Source organism: Cytobacillus sp. FSL R7-0680 (assembly GCF_038009245.1).
Classification (GTDB): domain Bacteria; phylum Bacillota; class Bacilli; order Bacillales; family Cytobacillaceae; genus Cytobacillus; species Cytobacillus kochii.
In genome coordinates, this window is the sequence record NZ_JBBPAO010000001.1 from 3,910,112 (window position 1) to 3,931,629 (window position 21,518).

21 protein-coding genes and 1 riboswitch are annotated in these 21,518 nt (G+C 37.7%); of the genes, 20 read left to right on the plus strand and 1 reads right to left on the minus strand.

Annotation, left to right across the window (positions count from 1 at the left end):
- Positions 1-144 precede the first annotated feature (144 nt).
- Positions 145-1,503 carry a magnesium transporter gene (gene mgtE, locus MKY26_RS19600; protein WP_341098401.1) on the minus strand — a complete coding sequence of 453 codons (1,359 nt, stop codon included), beginning with the start codon at positions 1,501-1,503 and terminating at the stop codon, positions 145-147.
- Between the two features lie 457 nt (positions 1,504-1,960).
- Between mgtE and MKY26_RS19605 the strand changes: the two genes are divergently transcribed.
- The 20 genes from MKY26_RS19605 to fosB all read left to right on the plus strand — a co-directional run bounded on the left by MKY26_RS19605 (position 1,961) and on the right by fosB (position 21,501).
- Entirely contained in the window at positions 1,961-2,740 is a 780-nt protein-coding gene (locus MKY26_RS19605) for a hypothetical protein (protein WP_341098402.1), read from the plus strand.
- A gap of 53 nt (positions 2,741-2,793) precedes the next feature.
- Positions 2,794-2,973: riboswitch (cobalamin riboswitch) on the plus strand.
- Between the two features lie 107 nt (positions 2,974-3,080).
- Positions 3,081-4,043 (plus strand): ABC transporter substrate-binding protein, encoded by a 963-nt coding sequence (locus MKY26_RS19610; protein WP_341098403.1) that lies wholly within the window; start codon positions 3,081-3,083, stop codon positions 4,041-4,043.
- On the plus strand, positions 4,009-5,067 hold the full coding sequence (locus tag MKY26_RS19615; protein ID WP_341098404.1) for a FecCD family ABC transporter permease: 1,059 nt from the start codon (positions 4,009-4,011) through the stop codon (positions 5,065-5,067). The genes MKY26_RS19610 and MKY26_RS19615 overlap by 35 nt, the downstream gene beginning before the upstream one ends.
- A gap of 7 nt (positions 5,068-5,074) precedes the next feature.
- The gene (locus MKY26_RS19620; protein WP_095370846.1) at positions 5,075-6,550 is read left to right on the plus strand and encodes a heme ABC transporter ATP-binding protein; all 1,476 of its coding nucleotides are present in this window, start codon (positions 5,075-5,077) and stop codon (positions 6,548-6,550) included.
- The gene (gene cbiB, locus MKY26_RS19625) at positions 6,540-7,493 is read left to right on the plus strand and encodes an adenosylcobinamide-phosphate synthase CbiB (RefSeq protein ID WP_095370845.1); all 954 of its coding nucleotides are present in this window, start codon (positions 6,540-6,542) and stop codon (positions 7,491-7,493) included. The genes MKY26_RS19620 and cbiB overlap by 11 nt, the downstream gene beginning before the upstream one ends.
- A complete protein-coding gene (cobD, locus tag MKY26_RS19630) occupies positions 7,480-8,556 on the plus strand; it encodes a threonine-phosphate decarboxylase CobD (RefSeq protein WP_341098406.1) in 1,077 nt (358 codons plus the stop codon). Before cbiB ends, cobD begins: the two co-directional genes overlap by 14 nt.
- Positions 8,535-9,134 carry a bifunctional adenosylcobinamide kinase/adenosylcobinamide-phosphate guanylyltransferase gene (locus tag MKY26_RS19635; protein WP_095370843.1) on the plus strand — a complete coding sequence of 200 codons (600 nt, stop codon included), beginning with the start codon at positions 8,535-8,537 and terminating at the stop codon, positions 9,132-9,134. The genes cobD and MKY26_RS19635 overlap by 22 nt, the downstream gene beginning before the upstream one ends.
- Positions 9,100-10,602 carry a cobyric acid synthase gene (locus tag MKY26_RS19640; RefSeq protein ID WP_095370842.1) on the plus strand — a complete coding sequence of 501 codons (1,503 nt, stop codon included), beginning with the start codon at positions 9,100-9,102 and terminating at the stop codon, positions 10,600-10,602. The genes MKY26_RS19635 and MKY26_RS19640 overlap by 35 nt, the downstream gene beginning before the upstream one ends.
- Complete coding sequence (gene cobS / locus MKY26_RS19645; RefSeq protein ID WP_095370841.1) at positions 10,599-11,396, plus strand: adenosylcobinamide-GDP ribazoletransferase; 798 nt, start codon at positions 10,599-10,601, stop codon at positions 11,394-11,396. The genes MKY26_RS19640 and cobS overlap by 4 nt, the downstream gene beginning before the upstream one ends.
- Complete coding sequence (locus MKY26_RS19650) at positions 11,354-11,959, plus strand: histidine phosphatase family protein (RefSeq protein ID WP_157733816.1); 606 nt, start codon at positions 11,354-11,356, stop codon at positions 11,957-11,959. The genes cobS and MKY26_RS19650 overlap by 43 nt, the downstream gene beginning before the upstream one ends.
- Positions 11,911-12,351, plus strand: a complete 441-nt coding sequence (locus MKY26_RS19655; RefSeq protein WP_095370839.1) for a bifunctional adenosylcobinamide kinase/adenosylcobinamide-phosphate guanylyltransferase — start codon at positions 11,911-11,913, stop codon at positions 12,349-12,351. The genes MKY26_RS19650 and MKY26_RS19655 overlap by 49 nt, the downstream gene beginning before the upstream one ends.
- Before the next feature lie 16 nt (positions 12,352-12,367).
- Positions 12,368-12,949 (plus strand): cob(I)yrinic acid a,c-diamide adenosyltransferase, encoded by a 582-nt coding sequence (locus MKY26_RS19660; RefSeq protein ID WP_095370838.1) that lies wholly within the window; start codon positions 12,368-12,370, stop codon positions 12,947-12,949.
- Between the two features lie 3 nt (positions 12,950-12,952).
- A complete protein-coding gene (locus tag MKY26_RS19665; RefSeq protein ID WP_322910317.1) occupies positions 12,953-13,459 on the plus strand; it encodes an ECF transporter S component in 507 nt (168 codons plus the stop codon).
- Positions 13,456-14,175 carry an ATP-binding protein gene (locus MKY26_RS19670; protein WP_095370837.1) on the plus strand — a complete coding sequence of 240 codons (720 nt, stop codon included), beginning with the start codon at positions 13,456-13,458 and terminating at the stop codon, positions 14,173-14,175. Before MKY26_RS19665 ends, MKY26_RS19670 begins: the two co-directional genes overlap by 4 nt.
- Positions 14,172-14,774 carry a histidine phosphatase family protein gene (locus MKY26_RS19675; RefSeq protein ID WP_095370836.1) on the plus strand — a complete coding sequence of 201 codons (603 nt, stop codon included), beginning with the start codon at positions 14,172-14,174 and terminating at the stop codon, positions 14,772-14,774. The genes MKY26_RS19670 and MKY26_RS19675 overlap by 4 nt, the downstream gene beginning before the upstream one ends.
- 734 nt (positions 14,775-15,508) lie before the next feature.
- Positions 15,509-16,585, plus strand: coding sequence for a D-alanine--D-alanine ligase (locus MKY26_RS19680; protein ID WP_341098410.1), 1,077 nt, complete (start codon positions 15,509-15,511; stop codon positions 16,583-16,585).
- 96 nt (positions 16,586-16,681) lie between these two features.
- Positions 16,682-18,055: a UDP-N-acetylmuramoyl-tripeptide--D-alanyl-D-alanine ligase gene (locus MKY26_RS19685; protein WP_307315433.1), complete on the plus strand. Its 1,374-nt coding sequence runs from the start codon at positions 16,682-16,684 to the stop codon at positions 18,053-18,055.
- A gap of 206 nt (positions 18,056-18,261) precedes the next feature.
- Positions 18,262-18,948 carry an alpha/beta hydrolase gene (locus MKY26_RS19690; protein ID WP_095370833.1) on the plus strand — a complete coding sequence of 229 codons (687 nt, stop codon included), beginning with the start codon at positions 18,262-18,264 and terminating at the stop codon, positions 18,946-18,948.
- A gap of 439 nt (positions 18,949-19,387) precedes the next feature.
- The gene (locus tag MKY26_RS19695; protein WP_095370832.1) at positions 19,388-20,869 is read left to right on the plus strand and encodes a DEAD/DEAH box helicase; all 1,482 of its coding nucleotides are present in this window, start codon (positions 19,388-19,390) and stop codon (positions 20,867-20,869) included.
- 212 nt (positions 20,870-21,081) lie between these two features.
- On the plus strand, positions 21,082-21,501 hold the full coding sequence (fosB, locus tag MKY26_RS19700; protein WP_341098414.1) for a metallothiol transferase FosB: 420 nt from the start codon (positions 21,082-21,084) through the stop codon (positions 21,499-21,501).
- Positions 21,502-21,518: the final 17 nt, after the last annotated feature.

Genomic DNA, 21,518 nt, shown 5'->3' on the forward strand with positions numbered 1-21,518 from the left:
CTTTATTTTATACATTCAGGTAATGCTACGAACAGAAAAAAACCATTAGGGATCTTCTGCAAAGGAATATGTTTAAACGTATATATAGACGTACCGAATTGAGAAAGAGTTTCCTTATTTACAATATAAAATAAAAAAGTAATGTTAAGTTAAGTAGGAAATAAACATTGTGGCAATACCAAAATACGTAACAAGTGAGAAAATGTCATTTAATGTTGTAATAAGAGGCCCGGAAGCTATGGCTGGGTCTATCCCGAATTTGTATAATAGTAAAGGAATAGTTGCTCCCGAAAGTGTCCCGATAATTAAAGTAAGAAGTAGGGAAACTCCGACAACTAAGCCTAAATAAATATTTCCTTGCCAAAAAAATGCAATCAGTGCGATTAAAATACCACAAGTGACACCAATAATCACGCCTACCCCTAATTCCCTAAGAATCAGTTTCGTAACCACTTTTTTATTTAAATCATTGGATACAAGCCCTCGGACAACTACAGCTAATGATTGCGTACCTGTGTTACCTGTCATACCAGAAATCATGGGCATGAAAAAGGCGAGGGCTACGACTTGCGATAAAGTAGCCTCATACCCGCTTATGATACTGCCTGAAATAATGCCGATGAATAATAAAAGGATGAGCCACGGTAACCTTCGATAAGCGGCGACGAAAGCTTTCGTATCAAAGTCAATTGCCTTACCGGAAGCGGATAGTTTTTCAATATCTTCATTCGCTTCTTGGACAACAACATCCATCAAGTCATCAACAGTGGCAATACCCATTAGCACATTTTCTTCATTCACAATTGGAATAGCAAGAAAATCATATTTTAAGACCATGTTTGCAACTTCTTCTTGGTCTGTCGTCACTGCAGCTGAGATGACCCGTTCATACATAATGTCTTGGATAACCTCGAGGGGCTCTGCGATTAGTAAGTCACGGTGAGAGACAACCCCAACTAATTTTCTGTCTTGATCTATCACGTATAAATAATTAATCGTTTCAGCATATTCTGCAAAGGATTTTAACTTCTCTACTGCTTCTCGGACTGTGTAATAATCACGAATCCATACAAAACGGTTAGTCATTAAGCGCCCGGCAGTTTCTGGTGGATAGGTCATCATATTCTGAATGATGCGAGATTCACTTTGTTTCATACCGGCAAGGAGACCTTCTATTTTCTCAGCTGACATATCATGAAGTAAAAGGGCGAGGTCGTCATTGTCCATTAGATCCAAGACTTTTCCTGTTTTCTCATTTTCTAATTTATTTAAAACCTCAAGCTGCATGTCTTTATTCAATTCCTCTAGCAACTGGGCAAGGCGGTCAGCAGTCATAAATAATAAGAAGCGCTTCTTATGCTTTTCAGGCAGATGATCATAAGCTTGAGCAATATCATACGGTTGCAGTTCATCTATAATCCTGTTAAATTCTTTTTGTTTATTATCTTTTAATGCTTTGATGATCAATAAAGCGATTTGGTTTTCTGTCATCGTCTGAATCATAAAGGTCAAGTCCTTTCAACCGAGGATATACCTTAAATTGTAAACGGAGATTATATGCTTATCTTACCATTCTTTTACTGGGAAAATCATGATTTCTTAAAGTAATGTATGATTTAAAAGTTAAGATTGTATGCTAATCCATTAGTTATTTTCATAGTATGTGTTAGAAGTGGATTGTTATCATTGGTTTGATATAAAAAGGTTTTTTTAGGGTATGAACAAAACTCAGGAATTGAAATAGTTATTTTGTAATGTTTTTTTAATAATCGTATTTCCTTATCTTTGCTAAAATGAAATGGATGAAATGACGCATTGTATCGGTTGTTTATGATTTACATGTAGTTAGTATAAATTATTGCAGTAAAACGAAATAGTTGTGTGGTATGAGGGTAATAACAAAGGTGGTACAATTTAATTTGCTCTTCGTCTTTCTATTTTCAGTTCGGAGGTTTCTAAATTGCGAAAGAAAAATCATAGTGTTCGAGATCTCATCTATATCTTATTAAACGAAAAGGACCAGTCCGTTATTTCTTATGGAATTGAATTTTCTGAGTTTATGCAATCATTACAGAACAGGACAGGGCATCTTCTATTAGTGAAGCATCAGTATGATAATGGGGAACTGAATGTACATACCATGTTTGATTGGGTGGCTCATGAAGACCTGCCAGCACTAATAAACGAAGATGTTTATAGTTATGGTGATTTTTGCTGGATAGATTTCGAGGAGGAAGAATCGTTAAATGAATTGCCTGCTCAAGCAATTGCTGAGCTCCTATATCTTAGTCATGTAAAGGAGCATTTAAAGAAACCTTTCTATAACCATTTAAGCAATCGTTATTGTTATTTAGCGCATGATGACGGTTGGTTAAATAAGGTCTATTACCGAGACTGGCAGGACTTTTACAAAATGCTTGGCGACGTTGCTGCTATGAAGATGGAGCATTTAAAAGTAGAAAAATCTTTATTAGGCCTAAAAAAGAAAAAAACATATCCGCAAGTTCCAGAAGGCGCGTTAAGGGCATTAAGAAATTTAATGAAGGAAGGCCTGGTAATTTCTTTTGAACAGAGTGAGCAGACACGTACAAAAATTAATATACCGCTCTGGACAGTTGGAGATTTCGCTAATATGGATGATATGTATGATGAGTTCGAAGCAATGAGGAAGGAAGCCACTCCAGACGTGAGATTGGTTTTTGATAAAAAACTGAAAGAATGGCAAGTAACTGATTCATAAAAATAATAATGCACCACAAAATATGATAAGGTATAATAAAATCGACAGAAAATTGTAGATTTAAGGAAATAGGTGTCAATTTTTGACTTAATAGGGGAAATTGGTGTAAAACCAATGCGGTCCCGCCACTGTAACTGGTTAATAAACAAAGAAAACTGCTATATATGTTGTATAGGAGGAGCCTTTGATTATAAACCATAAGCCAGGAAACCTGCCTATCTTCCATAAACACTGTAACCTACGAGGATAGGGGGTGTTTGGTAAGGCTTCTTTGTCGTGATTATTCCTTCCAAACATCTCCTACTAATGGGGATGTTTTATATTTTAAGGAGGGTCAATCATGAAGAAATGGTATTTATTTTTAGTCTCGATTCTACTATCAGCAGGTATTCTTGTTGGATGTGGGAATGACACAGCTGAACCGAAAAAAGATGGAGAAGAGAAGGTTGAAGAGAGTACTGAAACTAGCGCTTTTCCTGTAACATTAACGGATGCTGCGGATCAAGAAGTGGTGATTGAAGAAGAACCAGAAGCGATTGTTTCATTAATCCCGAGTAATACTGAAATCGCTTTCGAATTAGGGTTAGGTGAGAAGGTAGTCGGTGTATCTGATTTTGATAATTATCCAGAAGAAGTAGCTGATATTGAAAAAATCGGTGGACAAGAATTTAATGTAGAAGCAATTATTGCTTTAAATCCAGATGTTGTATTAGCACATAATTCAGGAGCGCATAATAGTACTGAAGGCTTAGATCAATTAAGAGATGCTGGTATTCCTGTTCTTATTGTCAATGATGCACAGAATTTTGAAGAAGTATATGATTCCATAGAAATGATTGGTAAAGCAACAGGAGCAACAGAAGAAGCAAATCAAACAGTTGAGGAAATGAAAACCCGTTTGGCAGAAATTGAAGAAAAAGCAAAGTCTGTTGAAGAGAAAAAATCTGTCTTTGTAGAAATCTCTGCAGCTCCTTCTTTATATACTGCCGGTCAAAAAACATTTATTGATGATATGCTCAATTTGATCCAAGCGGAAAATGTAATTGAAGAAGAAGGTTGGCCACAAATTGACGAGGAAGCTGTCATCGAAAAAAATCCTGATGTGATTATCACTACATACGGGTATTATACGGAAAATGCGGTAGAAACCCTTTTAAGTCGAGAAGGTTGGCAAGATGTAACAGCCGTTAAAGAGAAGCAAGTCTATGATGTGCACTCTGATAAGGTAACTCGTACAGGTCCTAGACTTGTAGAAGGAGTAGAGGAGCTTGCAAAAGCGATTTACCCAGAAGTATTTAAATAATAGAGGTGTTGCTTATCTCTGTGCGTTCGTTTTCTTATGTGTAGCAATGATGATGGGGATTTCTATAGGGACTGTTTCAGTGCTACCGTTAGATATATTCAATATCATTGGAGCGGAAATCTTACGTTTACCGATAAGAAATGATGTTAATCCAATGCATAGTAATATTGTTATGAATATTCGCTTGCCTAGAGTAGTATTGGCGGGCTTCGTCGGGGCATCACTTGCAATAGCAGGTGCTGCCTTTCAAGGTTTATTAAGGAACCCTTTAGCAGACCCTTATACATTGGGGGTGTCTTCAGGAGCTTCTGTTGGTGCTGTATTAACGATCTTTCTCGGTTTATCCATTCCGTTTGTTGGCACCTTTACTTTACCGTTATTTAGTATTACAACAGCTTTTCTAACGATAATTGTTGTCCTTTTCTTTGCGCGACAAATTGATCGTGGCATGAGAGTAGAGACAATCATTTTAACCGGTATTATCTTCAGTTCTTTTCTAGGTGCATTTATTTCCTTAATGATTGCTTTAACCGGGGATGAACTGAGACAGATTATTGGGTGGTTGTTAGGAAGCGTATCGATGAGAGGTTGGGACTATGTTCAAATCATCCTTCCTTTCTTTATCATTGGTTCTGCGATGCTCATTGCCAATAGCAAGGAATTAAATGCGATGTCATTCGGCGAAGAAAGAGCTCGTCATATCGGGGTGAATGTACAGAAACGTAAGATGATGGTCTTAATTGCCGGATCGATTTTAACTGGTGCCGCTGTAGCAGTGTCAGGTACAATCGGATTTGTCGGCTTAGTCATTCCGCATCTGACCAGATTGCTATGGGGACCAGACCATAGACACTTGCTCCCTTTATCGATGATGACAGGTGCGGGGTTTTTAATACTTGCTGATTTATTTGCAAGAACAGTCATTTCACCTACTGAGTTACCTATTGGTGTCATTACTGCGTTAATTGGTGCACCAGTTTTTGCTATCATTCTAATTAAAAGAAGAGCGGAAGGCAGAGGATAATGTGATGATGTATAGCTTACGAAAAATTAACGGTGGTTATGGAGGCAAGCAGGTCATTCATGATGTTTCCTTTGAAGTAGAGAAAGGACAGTTATTCGGCATACTTGGACCGAATGGGAGCGGCAAGTCGACAGTTTTAAAGATGCTAAGTGGTCTTATACCGGTCACATCTGGTGAAGTTTATTTAAAAGATCAACCAGTACAAAATTATAACACGAAGGAAATAGCGAAAATCGTTGCTGTCCTACCTCAACATGCCGAACATAGTTTTTCTTATACAGTAAAGGAAATTGTATCACTTGGCCGCTATGCTCATCAAAGTGGCTGGTTCCAAACATGGTCTGAAGATGATGAAGAAGTGGTTCAACGATCGATGAAACAAACAGGCGTACAGCATTTTGCACATAAAAATATTACTGAGCTATCAGGTGGAGAGAGACAACGTGTGTTTTTGGCACAAAGTCTCGCACAAGAACCAGAAATATTATTACTTGATGAGCCAACCAATCATTTAGACTTATCCTATCAAAAAGAATTGCTAGATATGTTAAAAGAATGGACTGAGAAAAAGGGTTTAACGGTCATATCCATTTTTCATGATTTAAATTTAGCCGGTTTATATTGTGATCAAATCGTTTTATTAAATGATGGAAAAATAGTCTGCAATGATAAACCTAATGAAGTATTGCAAGAAGCACGTATTATAGAAGTTTATGAGACTGAAGTGAAGAAGCACGGCCACCCGAAAGTACCAGCACCTCAAGTAGTCCTAATACCTGAGGAGAAATGGCATAATGAAGAGATTATTACACCTGCTATATTAATGGTGAATGAAGAATATATTACACTTCAGTCTGCCCAACCTCTAAGGGTAATGTCATCAGGAGTTGTTGGTTCTGGTATTGGCTGGTATCAAACATTTGTTAATCGCCATGTTGATAAAAGTTATAACTGTGATGATTTTTATGAGGAGATGGTAGATTTTCTTATAGAAAAAGGGTTTGAGCCTTCGGAAACGGTTGGTATGATGACAGCGGTATATACGGATGATGTGATCTACGAATTTTACGAAATGGATCTGTTCTCTGTGTTGATCGTGGTCACAGCAGGTGTAGGAAACGCTGTCGATGCTTCGATGGCAAGCAAACATAGAGAGGTAGTAACCCCAGGCACTATAAATAGTTGGATATTTGTCAATGGTCATCTTTCTGAAGAGGCATTTATTCAAGCAATGATGACGGCAACTGAAGCGAAAGCAAAAGTATTAATGGATTTAGAAGTAAGAGACAAAGAAACGGGGACAGTTGCCACGGGCACATCTACGGATAGTATATTAGTTGCTGCAACACAAAGTGGAGAGAAAATAGATTTCGCTGGAACAGTTACACCCCTAGGAAAAATAATTGGAAAAGGTATTTACGAATGTACACAAAAAGCGATTCACAAGAGTCGTAAAAGAAAAAAGGAAACAGATGATGATTGAACATTTAATCGCATTAACAGTAGCAGTGGTCATTGACCGATTCATAGGTGACCCACCGCAATGGCCGCATCCTGTAAAGTGGATGGGTTCTTTAATAGGATTTTTAAGGAATAAATGGAATATAGGGGAGCATAGAAAATGGAAAGGTGTAGCTATGATAACAACAGTCTTATTGATTGTATTAGTTATATCGATAAGTATTGTGGTGATTGCTTATGCTGTCCACCCTATCGTTGGAATATTATTTGAGGCGGTGTTAATCGCAACTACCATCGCCCAAAAGAGTTTAAAGGAAGCGGCAATAGAAGTGTACGAGCCTTTAAAGAAGGAACAAATAAGTGAAGCAAGGCAAAAGCTTTCATATATTGTTGGTAGGGATACAGAAGAGCTAGATGAAGCGGAGATTGTTAGGGGAACAGTTGAAACAGTAGCAGAAAATACAAGTGATGGGATTACTGCCCCGTTGTTCTTTGCATTAATTGGTGGTGCACCATTTGCATTAGTTTATCGCGCTATTAACACTTGTGACTCAATGGTCGGTTATCAAAATGAGAAATACATTGATTTTGGCTGGGCGTCTGCAAAGCTTGATGATGTGGTGAACTGGGTACCGAGTAGACTGACAGCATTTTGTATGCTTCTCGTGAATAAGCCGAGATTTATTCGAAAGAAAGAGAGCTTCCGATTAGTGATGAGCGATGCGAAAAAACATCCAAGCCCCAATAGTGGCTGGGGAGAAGCAGCTGTGGCTTATTTATTAGGAGTTCAATTAGGTGGTAAAAATACATATGAAGGGCATGTTTCTTATCGTGCCACGATGGGGGAAGCTAATATGCCATTATCAAGGAATCATATTGTAGAGGCGAATACTATTATTACTAAGACCATTCCACTGTATCTCTTTATCTTATGGCTAGGGGGTGTTTTGATTGCAATGGCCTAAGCATGGTGCGAATCCACAATATTTATACGAAGTATTAAAGTTAGATATGCCCGCAAAGACAATTGACTTTAGCGCGAATATTAACCCATTAGGGCCTCCACAAGCTGTAAAAAGGCAATGGTCAAGCTTACTTTCATCATTATACGAATACCCCGATCCGTTTGCCACACGATTAACAGAGCGTATCAGTAAAACCACATTACTTCCAAAAGAAAATGTTCTTATTGCCAACGGTGGAGCCGAAATCATCTCAATGATTGGACAGTTATTTGCAAGAAAGCGTGTAATGATTGTCCAACCTGCTTTTTCCGAATATGAGACAGCTTGCCGAGCGAATGCGTGTGAAATTGACTATTTTTTCTTAAATAAGAACTGGCATTTAGATATTGAAGGTTTGATAGCTACTTTTAAGGAGATTGATGTAGTTTTTTTGACGAACCCGAATAATCCGACGGGTAAATACTTCTCGAAAGCTTCAATCAAACGTTTGATTGAAGCTGCAGAATGTCTAGGTGTTTACCTCATTGTCGATGAAGCTTTTTATGATTTTGTGGATGAATATGAACCGATCTCACCGTTATTACTGCAGTACGATCAGTTAGTTATTATTCGCTCTATGACTAAAATGTTTGCCATTCCTGGGATTCGCTTAGGATATGTGCTCGCGAATGAACAATTTATAACTGACTTAAGGGCAATACAACCGCATTGGAGTGTCAATAATGTAGCGCAGGAAATAGGGTTACTGTGTATAGAGGATAATAACTTTCAGAAGGAAACACGTGAGTTGATGAAGGTAGAACGGAAGAGAATCTTTTCTTTTTTAACACATAATGATTACCTACATTCAGATTCATCTACCAATTTTTACTTATTAAAAGATCCATTTTCCAAAGAAAGCGAGAGACTTTTTCTTTTTTTATTAGAAAAGGGACTGATTCCAAGGCATACATACAACTTCCCCGGATTGGAAGGAAATTGGCTTAGACTAGCAATAAAATCACCGGATGAAAACAGTCGATTGATGGAGGCATTAAAGCGATGGCGCGAATCATCTTTATAAGCGGTGGAGTGAGAAGTGGTAAGAGTCGGCTTGCTGAGAAATTGGCCATTGATAGGGCTTACTACCATGGGAAGCATTTACATTACATCGCGACAGCTCAACCAAGTGATAAGGAAATGATGTTGCGCATTCAGCATCATCAAAAGCAGAGGCAAGAGAGTGGTAAGAAGTGGATGACATGGGAACAACCAAGAAAGGTTCACCAACTAGCTACTCACTTCTCTTCAAACGATATTATTCTTCTAGATTGCCTAACAACTCTGCTTAATAATGAGTTTTTTTATGAGAATCGCTGGTCTGATTACGAATTTCAACAACAAATTTATGCAAATCTTGTCCAAGGAATAAAAGAGCTTTCGAGTAAAGTCGATACGTTAATTCTCGTAAGTAACGAAATATTCCATGATGTGATAAGTGATGAACCACTTGTACTGGTGTATGGAAAGATGTTAGGACGACTCCATCAAAAAATCGTGAAACTTGCAGATGAAGCTTATCTAGTAGATGCTGGCTGTCTCATTCAGATGAAAGGAGGAGAAGAATATGAAAGGCTTAATGGTCGTTGGAACCGCCTCTGATGTGGGGAAAAGTATGATTGCCACAGCTATATGCCGAGCCTTAGTAGAAGAGGGTGTGCGTGTTGCTCCGTTTAAATCACAAAATATGTCTAATAATTCTTATGTAACGAAAGATGGCAAAGAAATTGGACGGGCACAAGGTGTACAGGCAGAAGCTGCGAAAATAGAGGCAACCGTCTATATGAATCCAATTCTCTTAAAACCAACATCAGACTCGACTTCTGAAGTCGTTTTGTTTGGGAAAGCTGAGACGATTCAGTCTGGTCGTGACTATAGAGCCTCTTTCTATGAAAAGGGACTAGAGGCGATTAAGATAGCACTTAATAAACTAGAAAACACTTATGATGCGATCGTGATGGAAGGTGCTGGGTCTCCTGTAGAAATTAATTTAAAAGATCGTGAGCTAGTCAATATGAAAGTGGCTGAAATGGCAGATGTGCCTGTGTTGTTAGTAGCTGATATCGATCGAGGAGGCGTGTTTGCAAGTATCGTTGGGACGTTATCATTACTAGAAGAAAGCGAAAGAAGTCGAGTGAAAGCCATTATTATTAATAAATTTAGAGGAGATCTGTCTCTATTTGCGGACGGTAAGAAGTGGATAGAAGATCACTGTGGTATCCCAGTTATCGGTGTGATGCCATATTTACATCATCATATGATCGATGCAGAGGATTCCTTATCTATACAAGTTTCTAAAAAGGATAACCCAATAGATATTGCTATATTTAAACCACCGTATCTTTCCAATTTTACCGATATGGATCCGTTTTTATATGAAGATGATGTATCTTTCCGCTGGGTTAATCATAGTGATGAAATGGGCATGCCTGATGCTGTCATTTTACCAGGAACGAAAAGCACGATCCATGATTGGCAATATTTCTGTGATAGAAAGCTCGATAAATGGTTAAAGCATTATATAGAAAATGGCGGCAGAGTCATCGGAATTTGCGGTGGTTTTCAAATGTTAGGCAGGCGATTAGCCGACCCTTATGGTGCGGATACGGGAATTAAAGGGAAGGAGATAAATGGTCTCGGGGTAATTCCAGCTGACACTACTTTTATCACTGAAAAAACAACCATTCAAGTGGAAGGAACGCTTCACCCCAAGTTAAAAGGCTCATTTGTACAATCATTAAAAGGATATGAAATCCATTTAGGCGAAACAGTAGTAGAGAATCATGATAGGCATTATTTTCTGAAAAAAGCTGATGGCCATTATGATGGATATACAAGTAAAGGTGGCAAGGTTATTGGTACATATATGCATCATGTTTTTCATCACGATGAATGGCGTGCACATTGGTTAAATCAGATTCGCGTAGATAAAGGTTTGCCTTTAAAAGACCCGGTTTATATCAGTACCAAGAAGGACAAAAAGTATGCAGAACTAGCAGCACACTTTAAATCAAATGTTGACTTTAATCTTCTTAAAGAAATCATCGGTATAGAGGATCACACCTTATGAAATTATGGCTAAAAGGATTATTAATTAATTTACAATTTTTCACTGCTATTCCGATTCCTCTCCAATTACCGATGGATAATAAGCATTTAAATGGCGCGATTAAAACGTTTCCATTGTTAGGTATCATACAAGGTGTCATCTATGCGCTTATATTTTATTTGTTATTAATGATTTCTCCTTTTTCGCCATTAGCATCTGCCATTTTTCTTTGGGTGACATTAATCGTTGTCACAGGAGGGATTCATTTAGACGGTTGGATGGATGCAAGTGATGCATACTTTTCCTATGGTGATCGACAAAAGCGATTAGAAGTGATGAAGGATCCAAGAGTGGGTGCTTTTGGTGTGCTATCGGTCATTCTCTTATTAGGTACAAAACTATTTTTTATTTATGAAATTGCTATTAAGTTAGAAAGCACATCTGTTTTCTTTTTTATTGCTTGTATTCCTTTTTTTAGTCGTATGGTCATGGGCATGATGCTAGTGAAGGTGAAGACAGCTAAAAATAGTGGGTTAGGTAAAATGTTTCAGGATGCAGCTACTTCGAGAAGTGTTGTGATATATGGTGTATATATTTTACTAGTTGCTATAGGGCTGTTCTTCTTTTTTCCTTCCCTTTTATTCGGATTTACTTGCATGTTAATCATTTCATTATGCTTATTTATGATCATGAAACAAAAAAGCGTAGGTTGGTTTGGGGGCACAACAGGTGATGTCATTGGTGCATGTGTGGAAGGAGTGGAATGGAGTTTATGGATGGTTCTTTGGTTATCACATTATTTCGTCATGGGATGACAGAGGCCAATAGGAGGAAAGCCTATCTAGGTTGGAGTGATTCTCCGCTTGTTTCGGCGAAAGCTATCGTCCCAATCGTCCCACCTTGCGATATCATTGTAACAAGTGATTTAGGTAGATGTATTGAAACGAGTAAGCAATTATTTCCTGATGAACCACTTGTCTTGATGAGTGATTTGAGAGAACTTAACTTCGGTGAATGGGAAGGCTGTACGTATGAGCAATTAAAGAATCATCAACCATATCGAAAGTGGTTAAATCATTGGCAAACATTATCACCCCCTAATGGTGAAAGTTATAGTGAATTTAGTCAACGACTTGATCACGCGTGGGACTCGTTAGTAGCAGAAGCGCTGAGGAAAGCAATTTCAACAATGGCGATTGTCACGCACGGTGGAGTGATCCGCCATATATTACATACGAAAGTGAAAAATAAAAAAGCTTTTTGGGACTGGAAGATTCCTTATAGTGGAGGCTATCAAATCGATGTTAAATTGAAAGGAGGAGAGATTATATGCACTTTGTTACAGGAGGAGCCTATAACGGAAAGGGAGAATGGGTAGAAAAACAATATGGTATTCACCGAGCAAGCCATTTCTGGTATTCCGCCTACCGTAGTTCATCACCACCTGAAGTAGAAAAATTTACAGATATTGATGGTGTAATTGTATGGGAAGGAATAGAATATTGGGTAAAGGATGTATTAACTTACAGTGGTGAAGAGGAGATACAACAAAGAGTACAGCAACTCCTCGTTGATTTTGCAGCATGGGAAAACAGCAGACGTACACGCAAGGTCATCTTAATTGGTACGGATATAACAAAGGGCATTGTACCAGTAGAAGAAAAAGATCGACTTTTACGCGATGTTTGCGGACGAGTGTATCAAAAAATGGCAAAACAGGCAACGCAAATGGATATTATTTGGTATGGTATAGCACAGAAAATTAAATAAGGGAGTGGGCGATTAGATGAGAATTTATACGAGAACAGGAGATAAAGGAAAAACGAGCATTATTGGCGGCAGAGTAGAAAAGGACGATATACGTGTTGAAGCCTATGGTACAGTTGATGAAGTCAATTGTTTTGTCGGTCAGGCTGTAACTGAGTTGGATCAAGCAAAATTCGCAGACGTCTTGGATGATTTAGAGAAGATACAACATGAACTTTTTGACTGTGGTGGAGACTTAGCAAACGTAACAAAGACACGTGAACTGAAGCTAAAACAAGAGTCCATTGATTATTTAGAAGAGAGAATTGATGTGTTTATTGCAGAAGCACCGGAATTAGAACGTTTCATCTTACCAGGTGGTGCCAAGGCATCTGCTTCTATCCACATAGCAAGAACCGTCACAAGAAGAGCAGAAAGATTAGTCGTATCACTTAAGAAAACAGATGATACTGTTCCAGATGTAGCTGTTATGTTTTTAAATCGCTTATCTGATTACTTTTTTGCATTAGCCCGCGTCATCAACTTTCGCTTAGGGAATCCGGATGTAGAATATGTACGTAGTGCGAAAGTATTCCGTGGGGGTAAAAGAAAAGGGGAATAAGTGATGGGTCTTTTGAAAGGAATTAAAATAACATGGCTAAGTGTTTTTGTTGCCCTATCGGTGATTGGTGCAGCAATTAAGATTCCAGCTGGGATTGTCACTAGTGTGGCACTAGATTCATTTCCTGCGCTACTTGCTAGTGCCTTATTAGGAGGTCCGGCTGGTGCAATCGTTGGAGGGACGGGTCATTTATTGTCAGCACTATTAGGTGGGTTGCCAATGGGGCCCTTTCATTTGGTAGTAGCGATTGAAATGGCCATTCTAAGTTATATATTTGCCTTATTTTACCGCAATGGACATAGATGGATTGCTTCTATTCTCTTTGTACTTGGAAACTCGTTTGCTGCCCCACTTCCATTTCTTTTTATTATGGGGGAAGCGTTTTATTTGGCACTCGTACCTTCGCTTTTAGTTGGTTCTATTTTTAACGTAGCTATAGCGCTTATCCTCATTCCAAGATTGGCAAAAATCATACAACCTGTAAAAACATCCATGGAAAATACCAAATGAGAGATGTGCTAGTGATTCCATATAACAAGGAAGAATCACTTGTCATAGCAAGTGATAATAGCGGTGGTATTGGATTAAAGCATGAGGATTTAATTAAAGTTTCTTATGAGGATGTCGCTTATTATGCTTTAAGGGTATCGATGATGGAATGTATAGCTATAGGTGCAACGCCCTTAGCGATAATTTTACAGAATTTTTCTGGAGATCAAGTGTGGCAATCATTAGTAACAGGAATTGAAAAGGGCTTGCTGGAACTAGGCCTAACCGATTTATCTATAACAGGAAGTACAGAAAGTAACTTTGAGTTGAAGCAATCTGCAACAGCTGTATCTGTTATGGGAAAAATACATGCGAGTAAAGATATTCATACGATAGAGTTTACAGAAGAAAATCAGATAGCAGTTATCGGTAGACCGTTAGTAGGAGAAGCCGTCATTCATGATGCTCTACATATAGCTCCGCTAGCGCTATGTTCAAAACTCGCCAATATGGAAAAAGTGACAGTCATGCCTGTTGGCTCTAAAGGGATATTAGCTGAGTTAAATCAATTATTTGAGGATCGTGTCTTTGCCCTAACTGATATCACTTGCGAATTAGACTTACTCGCTTCTTCAGGTCCTGCAACCTGTTTCATTATTAGTTACACACTTGCGAATGAACAGAAAATAAAAGAAATGGCTACTGGTTATTTTTATCCTGTAAAGGTGAAGGAATGAGTTTAACTGTTTTTATAACAAGGCACGGGCAAACGGAATGGAATATAGAGAAGAGAATGCAAGGTCGATTAAACTCTCCTTTAACTGACAAAGGTAAGCAAGATGCTTTAAAACTTGGCCAGAGATTAGCGCAAACAAAATTTACAAAGGTTTTCTCCTCTCCAAGTGGTCGAGCATTAGAAACAGCACAAATCATTACAAATGGGGAAGCGATTGTTAAAGATGAGCGATTGATGGAGATTATGCTTGGGGAGTGGCAAGGGAAAACTGAAGAGGAAATTTGGGAGAATGATCCTTTATTATTTGCGCAATATTGGCAACACCCTAATGAATATGACAACCCATACGGTGAAAGCTTTCAAAATGTGATTGATCGCTTGCGTGCCTTTCTAGCAGAATTAACTTTAACAAGTGGGAATGTGTTAGTGGTCACTCATGGTGTCGCATTGAGAGCTATTTACTCTATTTGTCGCATGCTGCCAGTTCATCAATTTTGGAACGGCGCGCCAGATATTGAGGGAACAAGTTTAACAATCCTTACCTATGAATCACAGCGTTTTCAAATTGTGAAAGAAGCATGTACGGCACATTGCCAATAACTGGCGTGCGGATGCTTCTTTTTACTTTGACAGTAGTCAATGTGGCATGGTTAGAAAGTGAATATACATAAAGGTGGTAGGTCTTTTGGTTGATTTTATTTACCTAATGGCAAATCGTACGATTGTAATCGAAACGATGCGATGATTAATCTTGCCATTTATTTTAGCTAGTATAAAATATATAAATGAGGTAAAATGGGCTGGCAATCATTTGTCCTATTTAGTGAATGATACCTAATGTCAGTTCGTTAAAAAAGGAAATTTTTTATTATATATAGATAACGATTACAGATATTAATCTTTTTGTAATAGAAAACTAGAGCTTTTGTAACATAATGTTAACAGAGAAGTAAGTGAAAAAAAGTATAATAGTGGTATATCAGTAGGTAGAACAACTTCAAAGAACTTAGCATCTATATTGATGCTATCTATAGGTTGTAGCAGGAATGAAGGATATATTATTAAATATTTCAGGATAATGGGAATTAGGTCTTTATATCCTGACATGAGTTCATCTCATTGCCATTAATAGTCGATATGAGGACAATCTCCAATGACGATATCACTTTTTTTAAGAGAGAAATGGCTATTTTTTAATTGAAGTAAGCTCCTTTTCCCATGGTTATACATACATATACTTTTATAGGCATTTATCTTGTTGAAACATTTACTCTCTTATTTTATAAAGTGGTAAAATAAATATAAGTTACTTGTTAAAATTGGAGGTTTTATTGATGACAATTAAGATCGGACTTTTGTACGGTGGGAAATCTGCTGAACATCATGTTTCTATGCAGACAGCGCTTGCCGTGATTAAAGCATTAAACACAAATAAATTTGATATTTATCCTATTTATATTTCGGAAGAAGGTCAATGGATCAAGGGGCAACAACTTACTGGGCCCGTGGAGACAGTGAAAGAATTATCTTTTTCAGAAGGCCAACAGCTATCACCTTTAGCGTTAGCACCAACCCTTTTCGAGTCAAAAGAAAGTCGACCTTTTGATGTGATTTTTCCTTTATTGCATGGTCCAAATGGGGAAGATGGAACGGTTCAAGGAATGCTTGAGCTTTTGAATTTACCATATGTCGGAAATGGCGTCCTTTCTTCTTCAGCAGGAATGGATAAAGTGATCATGAAAAATATCTTTGCTCAAGCTGGATTAAACCAAGTTGATTATGTTTGGTACCTTCGAGGGGAATGGGAAACTGCGGAAGAGGATGCTTATCGCAAAGTAGAAGATACCATCGGATACCCGTGCTTTGTTAAGCCAGCAAATTTAGGCTCAAGTGTAGGGATTAGCAAATGTACGAATCGTAGTGAGCTCCATGAGGCATTCGTTGAAGCATTTAAATACGACCGTAAAATTATTATCGAACAAGGTGTAGATGCAAGAGAGATTGAACTAGGTGTAGTGGGAAATGATTATCCTGAGTGCTCTGTTGCCGGTGAAATTATTCCGAAAGATAAAAACTTCTACGATTATACGGCAAAATATGAAGATGGGAATACAATTTTAATGATTCCTGCTGATGTTACTGAAGCTGAATATAGCGAATTAGAAGCGATGGCAATTAAAGCCTTTAAAGCATTAGATTGTTCGGGACTTGTTAGAGCGGATTTCTTCTTAACAAAGGAAGGAAAAGTCTATATAAATGAAGTGAACACAATGCCAGGCTTTACACCATACAGTATGTTCCCATTACTTTGGAAGCATTCAGGTGTTGAATATCCAGCCCTTATTGAACGTCTTGTCAAATTAGCAATTGAAAGACATCAAGAAAAACAAAAAATTAAGCATACAAAGTAACTGTAAGCGGAACAGCTAAGCTGTAACGTATACAGTTACATAGAAAGATAGGCTTTGCACCCCGCAGTGCACCTGTCAAAAAGGAGGCAGGAAAAGTTGATTAAGAGAACCTTGAATGATATAGCAGAAATGATTCAAATAGAGAATGATCTTTCACCATACGGAAAAAAAGAAATTCAAGGTGTAAGTATAAATTCTCGTGAGATTACTCCAGGACAACTATTTATACCCTTTAAAGGAGAGCGAACAGATGGGCATCAGTATGTGTCGGATGCTATCGAAAAAGGAGCTGCGGCTGCTTTTTGGCAAGAGGATGTACCAAATCCACCGACTCACTTACCCATTATCATCGTTAAAGATACGTTAACTGCATTACAAGAGCTGGCAAGAGCCTATCGTAATCAGTTAAGTATAAAAGTGGTAGGGATTACTGGTAGCAATGGTAAAACGACGACAAAGGATATGATGGCGAATCTTTTAGCGTTGAAATATAAAGTCCAAAAAACCGAAGGCAATTATAATAATCATATCGGTCTTCCGCTTACCATCTTAGCGCTAGAAGAAACAACAGAGGTAGCTGTATTAGAGATGGGTATGAGTGGTAAAGGTGAAATTGACTTTCTAACTAAGCTAGCACGCCCTGATGCAACGATTATTACCAATATCGGTGAATCACATCTACAAGATTTAGGCTCAAGAGAAGGAATTGCTGAAGCAAAGCTTGAGATTATAAATGGCTTAAAGTCAGATGGATTGATGGTATACATGGGGGATGAACCCCTTTTAAGAAATTACTTTGATTCATATGAAGGGCAAGCTACGGTTAAAACCTTTGGAAGAACCGAACAAAATGACCTATATCCTGTGAATATCCAACAATTAGACAACGGTAGTAAGTTTCAGGTCAATGCGAGCGAAGTAGAATTCACTTTACCTATTTTAGGTATGCATAATGTCTTAAATGCTCTATCAGCTATGATTGTTGCACAACATTTTAATGTGTCATTTGCGGAAATGGAAGCAGGATTAGTGAAAGTGAGACTGACAAATATGAGGATGGAAATACTACAGGGTCAAAATGGCGAGAAAATAATTAACGATGCATACAATGCAAGCCCTACTTCAACGCAAGCTTCGATAGAATTATTAGCGAATTTACCAGGATATAAGAAGAAAATACTTGTTCTAGGTGATATGTTGGAATTAGGGGCAGATGAAGAGAGATTTCATGAAGAAATTGGGTTATCCATCTGTGCGGAAAACATCGATGCCGTATTTACCTATGGTCGATTAGGACACTTAATTGCAAAGGGAGCCAAGGAAGTATTGTCTGAAGACCGTGTATTTGCTTTTGATGAAAAGGCGCCATTAATTGAAGAACTAAAAAAACATGTCAATGATGAAACAATTGTACTCGTTAAGGCTTCTAGAGGAATGAAGTTAGAAGAAGTCGTTGAGGGATTGCAATAATACTATACTAAAATTCAAAAAACCTTATTGTTTCACATGGAACATAAGGTTTTTTCTATCTTTTGAATTATATTATAATAATTAACATTTTTTGCGTTGTGAGGATTTAATTTTCCGTATAGAGGGTAAAAAATAAACTAGATGTTTATGTTAAAGTTGATAAGCTGTTCAATAGCCTGATAAATTTACCATTGGCGGTGTAAAAGATGATTGGATGTTTATGCATACATGGATTTACAGGTGCACCTTATGAAGTCGCCCCATTGGCGAATTATATAAAGGAACATACGGATTGGGAAATAGCGGTTCCAACATTACCTGGCCATGGAGAAAAGCAGTCCTTAAAGGGGATTGTATTTCAAAAATGGATCAATCATGCAGAGGAAGAATTAAAAAACTTACTAGAAAAATGCGAAGTTGTTTATATAATTGGATTCTCCATGGGAGGCATGATTGCTAGTGAATTAGCGGTAAAATACCCGGTAGCGAAACTGGTTTTACTTAGTGCAGCTGCCTACTATTTAAATCCTAGACAAATTTTCCTTGATATTAAAGGGTTATTAAGAGAAGGACTTCAAGGCACAAGAATAACGCAAAATCCATTATTTATACATTACAAACAAAAGATCAGCTCCACGCCGTTTGCTGCAGCTAGGCAGTTCCAAAAGCTAGTAGCGACGGTTCGCCCACGATTAAAAGAAGTGAAGGTTCCAACTTTCATCGCTCAAGGAGAAGATGATGGCATCGTTCCTGTACGCAGTGCAGATTATCTTTATAAACACATCACCTCAGAACAGAAACACAAAATTATTATTAAACGGTCAAAACATTTAATTTGTCATTGTGATGAAAGTGAGCACCTGTTTAAAGAAGTACTTCAATTTCTTTCATAACCTTTTAGTTAAGGCGATTTTCTTCAAATGAACTCTCTTTTGTCAATTGTTTATTTTTATACTACTGTCATACTATGTCCTGCTAAAGCATTGCAAATCATGCGTTGAGATGGTAATATATACAACAAAGTGTCAACAGGAACTCCATTGAAACCCGGACATACTCCACTGGTAGGAGAATGTCTTTTTTCATTACATGTCTGAATAAAAATTTCTATTTGTAATTGTTCGTTAGATTTAGGATGCGGAAGTCATCATACATTTATTTTTTTATACAAATAAGCATAGCAATTCATGCATTGGTAATAAATTCTCCCTCATCCTCTCTATAGTGGGTTTCTCTTAAATCGTTGTAATTATAACAACTTTGATTGGGGAAATTTCCTGCCTACTTGATGAAATAAAATATTTTTCAAAGAACAGAAGGAGATTGGATACATTGACTAAGTTTCAAGATTTGGGTATAAGCCCTGAAACAATGAAGTCTCTTAAAAGAATGGGGTTTGAAGAGGCAACTCCGATTCAAGCAGAGACGATTCCTTTAAGCTTGCAGAATAAGGACTTAATTGGACAAGCACAAACAGGTACAGGTAAAACAGCCGCTTTTGGTATTCCTATGATTGACCATATTGACTATAATGATAGTTTTATTCAAGGTTTAGTCATCGCGCCGACAAGAGAATTAGCCATTCAAGTGTCAGAGGAATTATACAAACTCGGTTTTGGGAAAAGAACGAGAGTGTTATCGATTTATGGTGGCCAAGATATTAACCGTCAAATACGAGCGTTAAAAAATCGTCCTCATATTATTGTCGGTACACCTGGAAGAATTCTTGATCATATTAATCGAAAAACACTAAAATTAGATCATGTCAAAAAAGTGATTTTAGACGAAGCTGATGAAATGTTAAATATGGGCTTTATTGATGATATTGAAAAAATCTTATCAAGTGTCCCAGAAGAGAAGCATACTTTACTCTTCTCTGCGACGATGCCACCAGCCATTCAACGTATTGCTGAACGGTTTATGAAAGAGCCACAAATCGTTCGAGTAAAAGCGAAGGAAATGACTGTACCACTCATTGAGCAATATTATATTGAAGTACAAGAAAAAAATAAATTTGATGTGTTAACAAGACTGCTTGATATTCAATCACCAGAACTTGCGATTGTTTTCGGACGTACGAAAAGAAGGGTTGATGAACTTTCTGAAGCCTTAAGTTTAAGAGGTTACAATGCAGAAGGAATACATGGTGACTTGAGCCAGGCTAAACGTATGTCTGTCCTTCGTAAGTTTAAAGAAGGGTCCATTGATGTCCTTGTCGCAACAGATGTAGCAGCTCGTGGATTAGATATTTCTGGTGTTACACATGTGTATAACTTTGATATACCACAAGATCCGGAAAGTTATGTTCACCGTATTGGTCGAACAGGTCGTGCTGGTAAAGAAGGAATGGCCATGACATTTATTAACCCACGTGAGAAATCATACTTACGTATCGTTGAAAAAACAACGAAAAAGAAAATGGAAAGAATGGCTGCTCCGACGTTAGATCAAGCATTAGAGGGGCAACAAAAGGCTGTTGCAGAAAAAGTCGAGCAAATCATTGAGGATAATCATCTTCAATATTATCAACAATCTGCACAACAATTACTTGAACACCATGACGCAACAACGGTAGTTCAAGCATTGTTGAAGCTCATGATCAAAGAACCGGACACGACTCCGGTAAAACTAACAGAAGAGAAACCTTTACCGGCTAAACGAGACAGAAGATCCACAGATAGAAGTAACCGTCCTAGAGGTGGGTATAGCCCGAAAGGAAGACAAAGTAACTCCTATCGCTCCCGTGATGGTAAACCTTCAGGTAAAAGGAATTATCAAGGAAATAAGAAAACAAATGCAAATAGCTATAGATAATATATTGGGAGAACCGAGCATTGAAATGAAGCTCGGTTCTTTTGTGTTATGTAGACATGTAGCAAAAGGGGTCTGTGGTGGAAGAAAATGAAAAGTCCATATAAAACTTATAGACGTTAAACTAGATGTGTTTTTATCTATAGTATTTGCTGCTGCTTCAGTATAATGGTTAATAGGATGCCAGATAAATTTAAGATGAGGTGAACGGCAGTATGATTAAAGGTTTGAACCATATGTTATTCTCTGTTTCTGATTTAGACCGTTCTATTGCTTTTTATGAGAAGGTTTTTGCAGCTAAGTTGCTTGTAAAAGGGAGAACGACAGCATATTTTGATTGTCAAGGCATGTGGATTGCCCTTAATGAAGAAAAAGACATACCTCGTCAGGAGATTGCCCAATCTTATACTCATATTGCGTTTTCTATTGATGAAGATGATTTTGAAAGTAGTTATCAACGCTTACAAGACTTAAAAGTGAATATTTTATCAGGCCGCATAAGGGACAAAAAAGATAAGCGCTCGATTTATTTTACTGACCCGGATGGTCATAAATTTGAGTTCCATACGGGTAACTTACAAGATCGATTAGCCTACTACCGACGAGATAAAGATCATATGACATTTTATAAGTAAATGAAGTAGATAGGTAA

What these genes read in the sequence shown, in the direction of transcription:
- MKY26_RS19670 (WP_095370837.1), top strand. Translation starts at nt 13,456, where the DNA reads ATGAGAGATGTGCTAGTGATTCCATATAACAAGGAAGAATCACTTGTC.
- MKY26_RS19650 (WP_157733816.1), top strand. Translation starts at nt 11,354, where the DNA reads ATGGATGGTTCTTTGGTTATCACATTATTTCGTCATGGGATGACAGAG.
- MKY26_RS19640 (WP_095370842.1), top strand. Translation starts at nt 9,100, where the DNA reads ATGAAAGGCTTAATGGTCGTTGGAACCGCCTCTGATGTGGGGAAAAGT.
- MKY26_RS19680 (WP_341098410.1), top strand. Translation starts at nt 15,509, where the DNA reads ATGACAATTAAGATCGGACTTTTGTACGGTGGGAAATCTGCTGAACAT.
- cbiB (WP_095370845.1), top strand. Translation starts at nt 6,540, where the DNA reads ATGATGATTGAACATTTAATCGCATTAACAGTAGCAGTGGTCATTGAC.
- MKY26_RS19675 (WP_095370836.1), top strand. Translation starts at nt 14,172, where the DNA reads ATGAGTTTAACTGTTTTTATAACAAGGCACGGGCAAACGGAATGGAAT.
- cobS (WP_095370841.1), top strand. Translation starts at nt 10,599, where the DNA reads ATGAAATTATGGCTAAAAGGATTATTAATTAATTTACAATTTTTCACT.
- MKY26_RS19665 (WP_322910317.1), top strand. Translation starts at nt 12,953, where the DNA reads ATGGGTCTTTTGAAAGGAATTAAAATAACATGGCTAAGTGTTTTTGTT.
- MKY26_RS19610 (WP_341098403.1), top strand. Translation starts at nt 3,081, where the DNA reads ATGAAGAAATGGTATTTATTTTTAGTCTCGATTCTACTATCAGCAGGT.
- MKY26_RS19620 (WP_095370846.1), top strand. Translation starts at nt 5,075, where the DNA reads ATGTATAGCTTACGAAAAATTAACGGTGGTTATGGAGGCAAGCAGGTC.
- MKY26_RS19655 (WP_095370839.1), top strand. Translation starts at nt 11,911, where the DNA reads ATGCACTTTGTTACAGGAGGAGCCTATAACGGAAAGGGAGAATGGGTA.
- fosB (WP_341098414.1), top strand. Translation starts at nt 21,082, where the DNA reads ATGATTAAAGGTTTGAACCATATGTTATTCTCTGTTTCTGATTTAGAC.
- MKY26_RS19660 (WP_095370838.1), top strand. Translation starts at nt 12,368, where the DNA reads ATGAGAATTTATACGAGAACAGGAGATAAAGGAAAAACGAGCATTATT.
- mgtE (WP_341098401.1), bottom strand. Translation starts at nt 1,503, where the DNA reads ATGATTCAGACGATGACAGAAAACCAAATCGCTTTATTGATCATCAAA.
- MKY26_RS19690 (WP_095370833.1), top strand. Translation starts at nt 18,262, where the DNA reads ATGATTGGATGTTTATGCATACATGGATTTACAGGTGCACCTTATGAA.
- MKY26_RS19635 (WP_095370843.1), top strand. Translation starts at nt 8,535, where the DNA reads ATGGCGCGAATCATCTTTATAAGCGGTGGAGTGAGAAGTGGTAAGAGT.